The organism is Candidatus Chordibacter forsetii (assembly GCF_964187505.1).
In the GTDB taxonomy this organism is placed as follows: Bacteria; Verrucomicrobiota; Verrucomicrobiia; order Opitutales; family Seribacteraceae; genus Chordibacter; species Chordibacter forsetii.
Genome location: NZ_CAXLML010000115.1, coordinates 1 through 9,869, shown reverse-complemented (window position 1 = coordinate 9,869; position 9,869 = coordinate 1). Strand labels below are relative to the sequence as shown.

Annotated in this window: 9 protein-coding genes; 6 read left to right on the top strand and 3 right to left on the bottom strand. The window is 43.2% G+C overall.

Annotated features, from left to right (window positions below; all coding sequences use genetic code 11):
* Positions 1–652, bottom strand: a 652-nt coding sequence (locus tag ACKPQ4_RS05370; protein ID WP_407680176.1) for an FAD-dependent oxidoreductase, incomplete at its 3' end; no start/stop codon positions are given.
* Positions 653–692: 40 nt separating this feature from the next.
* On the bottom strand, positions 693–1,412 hold the full coding sequence (locus tag ACKPQ4_RS05365) for an FAD-dependent oxidoreductase (protein ID WP_407680175.1): 720 nt from the start codon (positions 1,410–1,412) through the stop codon (positions 693–695).
* 128 nt (positions 1,413–1,540) lie between these two features.
* Between ACKPQ4_RS05365 and ACKPQ4_RS05360 the strand changes: the two genes are divergently transcribed.
* From ACKPQ4_RS05360 to hemE, 3 genes are all read left to right on the top strand, one after another.
* The gene (locus tag ACKPQ4_RS05360; protein WP_407680174.1) at positions 1,541–2,680 is read left to right on the top strand and encodes a response regulator; all 1,140 of its coding nucleotides are present in this window, start codon (positions 1,541–1,543) and stop codon (positions 2,678–2,680) included.
* A 69-nt stretch (positions 2,681–2,749) separates the two neighbouring features.
* Positions 2,750–3,673: an oxygen-dependent coproporphyrinogen oxidase gene (hemF, locus tag ACKPQ4_RS05355; protein WP_407680173.1), complete on the top strand. Its 924-nt coding sequence runs from the start codon at positions 2,750–2,752 to the stop codon at positions 3,671–3,673.
* Entirely contained in the window at positions 3,670–4,701 is a 1,032-nt protein-coding gene (gene hemE, locus ACKPQ4_RS05350) for a uroporphyrinogen decarboxylase (RefSeq protein WP_407680172.1), read from the top strand. Before hemF ends, hemE begins: the two co-directional genes overlap by 4 nt.
* On the opposite strand, the gene lpxK is transcribed toward hemE, so the two are convergent.
* Positions 4,698–5,915 (bottom strand): tetraacyldisaccharide 4'-kinase, encoded by a 1,218-nt coding sequence (gene lpxK / locus ACKPQ4_RS05345; RefSeq protein WP_407680171.1) that lies wholly within the window; start codon positions 5,913–5,915, stop codon positions 4,698–4,700. The genes hemE and lpxK overlap by 4 nt on opposite strands.
* Before the next feature lie 123 nt (positions 5,916–6,038).
* Here lpxK and panD point away from each other — a divergent pair, with 123 nt between their 5' ends.
* The 3 genes from panD to ACKPQ4_RS05330 form a co-directional block, all read left to right on the top strand.
* On the top strand, positions 6,039–6,422 hold the full coding sequence (gene panD / locus ACKPQ4_RS05340; RefSeq protein WP_407680170.1) for an aspartate 1-decarboxylase: 384 nt from the start codon (positions 6,039–6,041) through the stop codon (positions 6,420–6,422).
* Positions 6,415–7,503: a pyridoxal-phosphate-dependent aminotransferase family protein gene (locus ACKPQ4_RS05335; protein WP_407680169.1), complete on the top strand. Its 1,089-nt coding sequence runs from the start codon at positions 6,415–6,417 to the stop codon at positions 7,501–7,503. Before panD ends, ACKPQ4_RS05335 begins: the two co-directional genes overlap by 8 nt.
* Before the next feature lie 42 nt (positions 7,504–7,545).
* A partial coding sequence (locus ACKPQ4_RS05330) for a DNA topoisomerase 3 (protein ID WP_407680168.1) occupies positions 7,546–9,869 on the top strand: 2,324 nt, incomplete at its 3' end.

Below are 9,869 nucleotides of genomic sequence, written 5' to 3'. Positions count from 1 at the left end.
ATAAGGTCGGATGATACCAATCTGCCTTTAACATATCATGGACTGTCGCGCCCACCCCAACGGCAACAGACATAGAATGAATGAGTTCCCCAGCATCCTTGGAGGCACATTCAGCCCCTAATATCCGCCCTGTATTTTTGTCTGCATGAACAGCCACATACCCCCGCTTTGCCTCCATAAGGATAGATTTCCCATGATCATCAAAAGGGAAAGATGCAGATGTATAAGAACAGCCCCTCTTGGTCATCTGTTCCTGACTAAGACCGACCCTGGCAATTTGTGGATCAGTAAAGACCACCGTGAGCAAGGAATCATATGTCATTGGATTTACCGACTGTCCAAATGCATGCTTGGCCACGGTCTCTCCTTGCCTGATGGCCACATGAACGATCTCATGCGGTCCAGTGCAATCTCCAGCAGCGTAGATGTGGGAAACATTGGTTTGTTGATACTCATTGGCAACTAAATGTCCGCTTGACCGAAGTTCAAGACCTACCTTATCAACTCCAAGGCTAGCCGTTGCTGGTTGGCGCCCGAGAGCATTGAACAAAAACTTGGTTTCTAAGGTTTTGGATTCTCCCTCATGCTCAAAATTCACCCTGACTCTTTCCCCCGGACGATCTTCGAAGGATTTAAGCGAAACATTTGTCATTAAATTAATCCCATTGTCTCGCAGGGCCTCTGCAACAGTCTTAGAAGATGCTTGAGCAAATTGTCATTAAATTAATCCCATTGTCTCGCAGGGCCTCTGCAACAGTCTTAGAAGATGCTTGAGCAAATTCTTTTAAAACATACGGACTTCTCTGCAACTGTACGACTCTACAACCGACCCGAGCAAGAAATTGAGCAAGTTCGCAGGCGACCACTCCGCCTCCAAGAACAATGCACTCTTCAGGCAAATAGTTTAAATCCAGCACATCGTCGCTTGTTTTGAAAGAACAACCACGCAAGCCCGGTAAGTCCGGGGTTTTGATGATTGATCCTGTAGAGATTAAAATCTTTTCTGCCCGCAAAATTTTCCCATCTGACAATTCAACGGAATTTAGGTCTCGAAAATGTCCATAATCCTTAAAGAGCGAAAACCTACCATCCTCCAACTGCTCTTTTCGATATTCGGAAAATTCCCGGATCACTTCCCGTTTGCGTTGTTGCATTGCTTGCATATCAGCTACCGGATTACCTCCCTTAAACCCGAAAACATCTCCCTGCTGAGCAAGATGAAGAACTTCGGCGGAATAGATTAAAGTTTTGGAAGGCATACATCCCCGAAGAATGCACAAGCCGCTAAGTTCCGCAGCTCCATCGACAACTGCAACTCGCTTACCAAGATTATGGGCTGTTCGAGCAGCAGCATAACCAGCACTTCCGCCACCCAGTATTAAAAAATCAAATTTTTCCGTTTCATTCGTCATGAAAGCTTTTTAAAACGGACTCGTTGAACTGTCGATTCGCATTCTATTGCCAATTATTCTCCCCCTTTATTACCTATCTATAATTGAATTGATTCGAGGGCTCTTTTTGCCAAGTATGGAAGATCTACATGATTAAACTTCAAGAATATAAAGAAGGAGAGGTTGTCTTACCTGAAGGACAACTTGGCACAGGTTTCTGCATTTTGGAAAGTGGCACTCTAGAAGTGATTCGTGACAATAGAGTGCTGAGCGAGATCGACATGAAGGGAGCGATTTTTGGCGAACTAAGTGAGATCCTTGGTATGAAAAGGGATGCGGCAATTCGGGCCAAAACTGTAGCCCAAGTTAGGCATGTTGAAGAAAGTATTGCTGACATTGTAACCAAAAACCCGAAAGTAGCCCTAAAATTAATCCGTACACTCGGCCGCCGTCTGTACCGGATGAACAAAATTGCCCCGCGTGGAGATTCTGACTTTAACATTTTCAAAAAGGCTGATGGTTCTAAAGTCCTAGACGCGACTGACAATACCATCCGTATCTTGGTTGTAGATGACAAGCCCAACATCATTAAACAGTTAACTGACATGTTTGCTCTCAGTAATTGGCAGGTAGAGGGTGCCAAAGACGAGCAATGTGCCTTAGATGCCTGTGAGCACAGTCACTACTCTGCAATTCTCATCAGTATGGCTTTACCAGGAGATTCTGCGATTGATTTAAGGCGTAAGTTAAAAACCAATCACCGTGTACTCAACACTCCTGTTGTTGGAATGATTGTAATGGGTGACCAAACTGCACAACGAAAAGCTCTTGATTCAGGGTTTGCAGATTGCATCACCAAACCTTTTGACCAAAACAAAACTGACGCGGTGATGTATAAAGTCATGAATCTTGATTCTTCCGCACGCTACTTTAAATTCGTTGAGGATTATTTATTATTCGACCTACCCGAAGAACTTTCTCCTTTTGTCATTAATGACATTAAAGAAAATATGGATCAACGCATCCGGAACACCATCAACGAGGGGATTTTAAAACTAATTATTGATGTCTCCTCTCTGGAGGACGTCGAGGAAGAGGCTATTGAAGTCGTGGGTGAGTTCTCGGAAAAGATCGAAGACATGAAGCTTCCAATGCGTGGAGCTATCATTGCCACCGGTGAAGACGCAGAGATGTGGAATAATTTGGATGGCTGTGAAAACTGGGCTATCTGTGAAAACTTGGAAGAAGCAAAAATGTCGTTTGATCGCGAAGTTGAGGAGGAAGACTAACGTTCATTTTCCAAATTTTAAAGCTACCGACCTCGTTTCTTTCGCTATCCCATTAGGGAACTGCTAATTATGCCCCCTCTTTCAGACGCTGATAAAGCCCGTGCTGCCTTTATCGACTTACAGCTCAATATTTGTGATCAATTGCTAGAAGTTGATTCGACATGTAAAATAAAGGAGGACGATTGGGAACGCGAAGAAGGTGGTGGTGGTATTACTCGGGCTTTTGCCAAAGGAGATGCCCTGGAAAAAGGAGGGGTTAATTTTTCAGATGTCCAAGGTAAGAAACTCCCGCCTTCTGCTACCTCGAATCGGCCAGAACTTGAAGGACTGCCTTTTCGAGCTATGGGAGTTTCCGTTGTATTTCACCCCTACAACCCTTACTCGCCAACCACTCACGCAAACATTCGATATTTTGAGATTGGTCCTGAAGGTGCCCCGGAAGCCTGGTGGTTTGGGGGAGGGTTTGATTTAACTCCATACTATCCATTTTATGAGGATGTTATCGAATGGCACGAAGCTGCTCGTTCTGTATGTGCTCCATATGGGCAAGATTTGTATCCAAAGTTCAAAGCTTTATGCGACAAGTATTTTTTCCTGCCGCATCGCAATGAAACCCGTGGAGTTGGCGGGTTGTTCTTTGACGATCTTGATCTTGGCGGATTCGACAAAACCTTAGAATTTGTCCTAAAAGTTGGCCAAGTCTTTGCCCAAACTTATTTTCAAATTTTTGAAAGGCGCCGCACAACTCCCTTTGGGCAGCACCAAAGAAATTTCCAAAAATATCGGCGAGGCCGATATGCCGAGTTTAATTTAGTTTATGATCGGGGGACTCTCTTTGGGCTCCAATCTGGTGGTAGGACAGAATCTATTCTAATGTCCATGCCTCCTGAAGTATCATGGACATATGACTGGAAACCAGAGAGCGGATCACCCGAAGAAGAACTTTATACCACTTACCTGCACCCGAGAAACTGGCTAGAAGAAAAACTATGATTGGACGCCCCCTTTTTCAAGCAACCCTGAAAGGGGAAAACCATAGTGGACGCCCTCCCCTTTGGGTGATGAGGCAGGCTGGAAGGTACCTGCCTGAATACCGTGCACTGAAAGAAAAATATTCTTTTGTAGAAATGGTCAAAACTCCGGAACTTGCCACGGAAGTAACCCTTCAACCCCTAAAGAGGTTCGATCTTGATGCTGCCATCGTTTTTAGCGACATCTTAGTCATCCCAGAAGCAATGGGTCAGGGCTATGACTTTAGACCTGCTGGCGGCATTGAGATGACAAGTAAACTAGATGATGATGCAAGCATTGAAAGACTAACATCCAGTGATATCGAAGAAAAACTTTCCTATGTCTCAGAAACCTTAAAAAATCTTCGGCAGGAATTGGGGGAAACACAAGCTTTGTTGGGTTTTTGCGGATCTCCATGGACTTTGGCTTGCTACATGATTGAAGGTGGTTCAGCAGACGGTTTCCCCAAGGCCCTCGCATGGGCTGAGAAACATCCAAAATCTTTTGACCGATTGCTCGAAAAAATAACCCAAGCCTTAATTGATTACCTAACCATGCAAGCTAGGTGTGGCGTCGATGCCCTACAAATCTTTGATAGTTGGCACAACCTTTGCCCCCCAGAACGTATTTGGGATTTATCTCTCAAATGGATTGCCCGACTTATTGAGCAAGTTCCTCAAAATCTTCCATTGATCATTTATGCCAATGCTCCGGTAGCAGGTTTGAAAGAAATTGTTCTCACAAAGCCACAGGCTCTCGGTATCCATCATCGTGCCAATATTGCACAAGCCCGAAACCTCTTCCCCGCACCACTTGTATTACAGGGCAACTTAAACCCTGAGGTCATGGAAACCGATCCCAAAACGGTCATTAGTGAAACCGTAAAAATTCTTGATTCAATGAAGAACGACCCAGCCCACATTATGAACTTAGGACATGGTATTCGACCGGGTGCCAAAATTGAGTGTATGCAAGCCTTGGTTTCCACCGTAAAGGCATATAGCGGCTAATTGGAAACTCGAGTAGCCTTTAGTTTAGGCTTTAATTCGCAAATCGAGCTTACTACTTCCTCGAAATCTTCATAACCTTCGACAATTTCAATTTCCATACGAAGATAAAACAAGGGAATAACTGGTTGAAAATCTTTGGGTATACGGACGGCATCTTTTTCCGTAGTTATCATCACTTCCACTCCCGAGTTTTTGGCCTGTTGAAATAACCTGTTAAGTTCATCTTTCTCATACCGGTGATGATCTAAAAATCTTTTACGATAACGCAATTCCCCGGACATTCGATGTATCAATTGTTCAAAACCTCGGGGAGAAGCAATTCCGCAAAACACGCCCACTTCCCGTTCGTACAAAAAATTTAATTTCTCTTCTTTAGTATGATTGACCTGCCGAAAAACCTTGGGTTTGTGGGCACAACGAATGATCTCAGCCTGATGATTGAACTTCCTTATGGTTTCTAGTAATTCTAACTGGGGTTCGATTTCGGACTTGGTCACCATTACATACGAGGCTCGAGATAAATGACTAACTGGTTCACGAAGAATGCCCCGGGGTAAGAGTTTGTGGTTACCAAAAGGATTCAATTGATCGACAAGCAATAAATTCATGTCAGCTTGAATCGGAAGGTATTGAAAACCGTCATCCAAAATCAAAACTTCAGCAGAAAATTCTCGAATTGCATATTGTCCGGCACGTACTCGATCTTTATCAGTTAATACAACTACGCCAGGTAGATTGTGAGCTAACATAAAAGGCTCATCTCCTGCTTCCTCAGAATCGAGTAGTACCCGATTTCCATCACTTACCACTTTGGTACCAACATCTGTTACCTTCCTTCGCCATGGCAGTATGGAGGTATGTGCTAAATCGTCTTTGCTCTTGTATCCCCGGCTGAGAACGGCAACTTTTTTTTGCTTCGATTGAAGCTCTCGGGCAAGGCGCTCAACCACAGGAGTTTTTCCAGTTCCACCCATGGTCAGGTTTCCTACGACGATAACCAAGCCATCCAAGCGAATTGAATGAAGAAAATAGCCTTTTGAGTATAAAAAAAGGCGAATCCTTACAATAATATAAAAGATATAAGAGAACGGGTGTAAAAAAAGACCGAACAGACGTGCAGAAATAGAAAGATCACGATCATACAAAACGCCTTCGACAAAGCTTTCGAAATCACTCCATTTTTGTTTTGTCCAAATAAGGGCGCTTTGTGCCATAATAATCGTTCGAAAATATACGATTAATAGGTTCTTTCAATCCGATTCACAAAGTTCATACCTTTGATCCGTTGACTTTTATTACAATAACTATTTGATGATTTCCTTTTACCTAGTTCAAAAATGCAGGTAACTCTTCTCAAATCAAAGCTTCATAGAGCACAAGTAACCGGAGTTCACCCAGACTATTCTGGGAGTTTATCCATTGATCAAGACTTATTGGATGCCGCGGGTTTTTTGCACCACGAAAAAATTCTTGTTGGTAATATCAGTAATGGTGAACGCTTTGAAACTTACTGTATACCTGCACCAAGAGGATCGGGTGAGATTTCTTTAAATGGAGCAGCTGCACACAAAGGAAAGGTTGGTGATCTTCTCGTTATCCTTACCTTTGTAAATTTAAACCCCGACGAAGCTGCTGTTTGGGATCCTAAGCTAATCCTTGTAGGTAAGAAGAACCTAAATCACAAAACAATTCCCTCTCCCGCACCTCCCAATCATGATTGATTATAAATTGCATATCCCTGGTCCAGTAGATGTATCTGCCGAGGCTTACCAAGCCATGTCAACCCGTGTAATGGGTCATAGAAGCCCTGACTTTGTAGATCTTTACAACTCTTGCCAGCCCCAACTACAAGAGCTTTTTCAAACGAAAGACCCTGTATTTTTATCCACATCAAGTGCATGGGGAGTCATGGAGGGAGCCATTCGCAACCTGTCCTCTAAAAAGGTTCTTTGCTGCATGTGCGGAGCTTTCTCAGATAAATGGTTGGATGTTTCCAGGCGGTGTGGAAATCAGGCCGATGGACTCGAGGTTGAATGGGGTTCGCACATTGACCCAGCACTCCTTGATGAAAAACTTTCTAGCGGCGAATACGATTTGGTAACTTTGGTGCATAACGAGACATCGTGTGGAATGATGAATCCCCTGGAAGACCTGATGAAGGTTTTGGCAAAGTATCCTGAGGTTATTTCTGTAATCGACACGGTAAGTTCTTTTTCTGTGGTTCCCATTCCCAAAGATGATTGGGGAATAGATGTTATCCTTACTGGCTCACAAAAAGCACTGGCACTTCCTCCCGGACTTGCCTTGTTCACAGTTTCCGACCGGGCTTTTGCACGGGCTGAAAGCATTGAAGGCCGTGGCTACTACTTTGACTTCCTGGAATTCTTAAAGAATCATGAAAAAGGAATGACCCCAAGCACGCCTGCAATTCCACAAATTCACGGGCTTAAATACACTTTGGATCAGATTTTTACTGAAGGTGTTGAGAAACGTCATGCTCGCCACTCTCGTTTAAACGACATGGTACATGGGTGGGTTGATCAAAAGGGATTTGAACTTCTGCCTGAACAAAAATTTGCATCTAAATCGCTCACCTGCGTTAGGAACAACTTAGAAATGGATATCGCTGGGTTTGTAAAAGCATTGAAGGTTGAGAAAAAAATAGCGATCGACGGAGGATACGGAAAAATTAAAGGTAAAACCTTCCGCATATCAAACATGGGGAATGAGACGGATGATTCTATGGCTCACTTACTCAGTTGTATGGATGAGTTGCTCCCCCGCTTTCTACGTTCCTTATAGTTTGCACTCATTTTTGCCCGATACCACTCGCCTCAAAGGCTCATGAAAAAACTTATAATCGCAGAAAAGCCAAGCGTAGCCCGTGACCTTGCCAAGGCCCTTGGTAAAGTCCCCCAAAAGGAAGACTACTTTGAAAATGATGAATGGATAATCGATAGTGCAATAGGGCACTTGGTTGAACTCTACATGCCAGATGATTTCGATAAGAAATTAAAAGCATGGAAAATAGCTAACCTCCCTATCATTCCTCCAAAGTTTGAACTGAAACCGGTAACTACTGCTAAGAAGAAATTTCAAAGCCTTAAAAAGCAGCTCAAAAGAAAAGATGTTGAGCATGTCATCAATGCTTGCGATGCCGGTCGTGAAGGGGAGTTAATTTTTAATTACATTCACGAGCTTTCTGGATCTAAACTTGCAATTAAAAGACTTTGGCTGATGTCGATGACGGACAAATCTATTCGCGAAGCTTTTACCAATTTGCGTGATTCCTCCCAGATGCAACCCCTTTTAGATGCAGCTAGATGTCGTTCCGAGTCTGACTGGTTAATCGGAATAAACGGAACAAGAGCTGTCACTATCAAGAGAAACAAGGCGAGCAGTCGGCAAGTTTCCACCGTTGGTCGTGTGCAGACCCCCACCCTATCCCTGGTAATAGAAAGAGAACATCAAATTCAAGCATTTGAGCCCCAGACCTTTCACAATATTCGTGCGAATTTCGAGATAGCAAACGGAGTATATCAAGGCATTTATCAAAAACCAGATTTCAAAAAAGACCCAGACAACGATCGTGACCGCGTCGACAGAATTTGGGACAAAGACTTGGCGGAATCTATTTTTGAAACAGTCGAAAAAGCAAGTTTTTGCCAAGTTTCGGAGAGCAAAAAACGGTCGAAGCAAAGTTCTGCCCGGCTCTACGATTTAACCACACTACAACGCGAAGCAAATCGTTTGCACAGTCTACCTGCCAGTCGAACTCTTCAAATTGCTCAGGCTCTTTACGAAAGACATAAAGTCATCACTTATCCCCGTACCGACTCTAAAGCTCTACCAGAAGATTATGTTCCGACGTGCACTGAGTTGTTAAAACGTGTTTCTGGCGACTTACAACCTTACGCCCACAAAGTTTTAGACAAAAATTGGATAAACCCCAAAGACAAACGAGTATTTAATGACAAACAGATAAGCGATCACTTTGCGATTATTCCAACATCAAACAGCCCGCAAAAACTCGATGCAATGGAGTTAAAGATTTATAATCTTATACTTAAACGTTTTATTGCAGTTTTTTACCCTCCTGCCGAGTGGGATATAACCACGCGGATAACTGAAGTTTCAGACCATTCCTTTAAAACAGAAGGCAAAGTTTTAGTGGATCCGTCTTGGTTGTCTATTTATGGAAAAGATCAAGGTGGTGAAGATACACTCCCTGCACTTTCTCCAGAACAAGATAAGGAAGTAAAACTACTTGATTCCGAATTAATTAGCGACGAAACAAAGCCTCCTCCTCGTTACAACGAGGCCACGCTTCTCTCTGGTATGGAAGGAGCGGGAAAGCATGTGGATGATGAAGAATTAGCAGAGGCTCTAAAAGAAAAAGGTTTAGGCACCCCAGCCACGCGGGCTTCCACGATCGAACATTTAATCAAAGAAAAATATTTGAGGCGGGAAGGTACCGAACTTTTCCCTAGCCTTAAAGCCGAAGATCTATTCCAGTTTTTACATGCTGCTGGAGTGGAGGTTCTTACCAGTCCGGCAATGACTGGGGAATGGGAACAAAAACTTCGCATGATTGAAGATGGCAAAATGTCCAGAGCTACCTTCATGGAAGGAATTTCGTCCATGACCAAAGATTTTGTGGAAAAGACGACAGGCTTTGATGAGACCAAAGCATCACTAAAGGAAACAAACCTACATTCCCCTATTGATGAACAACCACTATTCGAGGGACTCAACAGTTACCAGAATGAATCCGGAGATTTTAAAATATCCAAAAACATAGCTGGTCGACGTCTGACCGTTGAAGAAGTGGGGATTTTACTTAAAGATAAACGGGTCGGTCCTTTAGATGATTTCATCGCAAAAACTGGCAAAAGATTCTCGGCGATGTTAAAAATGGAAGACGATTTCAAAATCTCCTTTCTTTTTGACAACTCAAAAAATGAACAGGAAGAGTCAATAGAGAAGGAGATGATCAAAACCGCTCCAGTACTTGTTGATTGTCCTTTATGCAAAGGATCCATTCGTCAAACAGACCTCTCGTTTATCTGCTCGGACAATAAAAGAGTTTCCGATGATGGTACCTGTAATTTCAGAATTACCCGTAAACTTTTAGATAAAGAAATCCCGATTGAAGAACTAAAGAAATT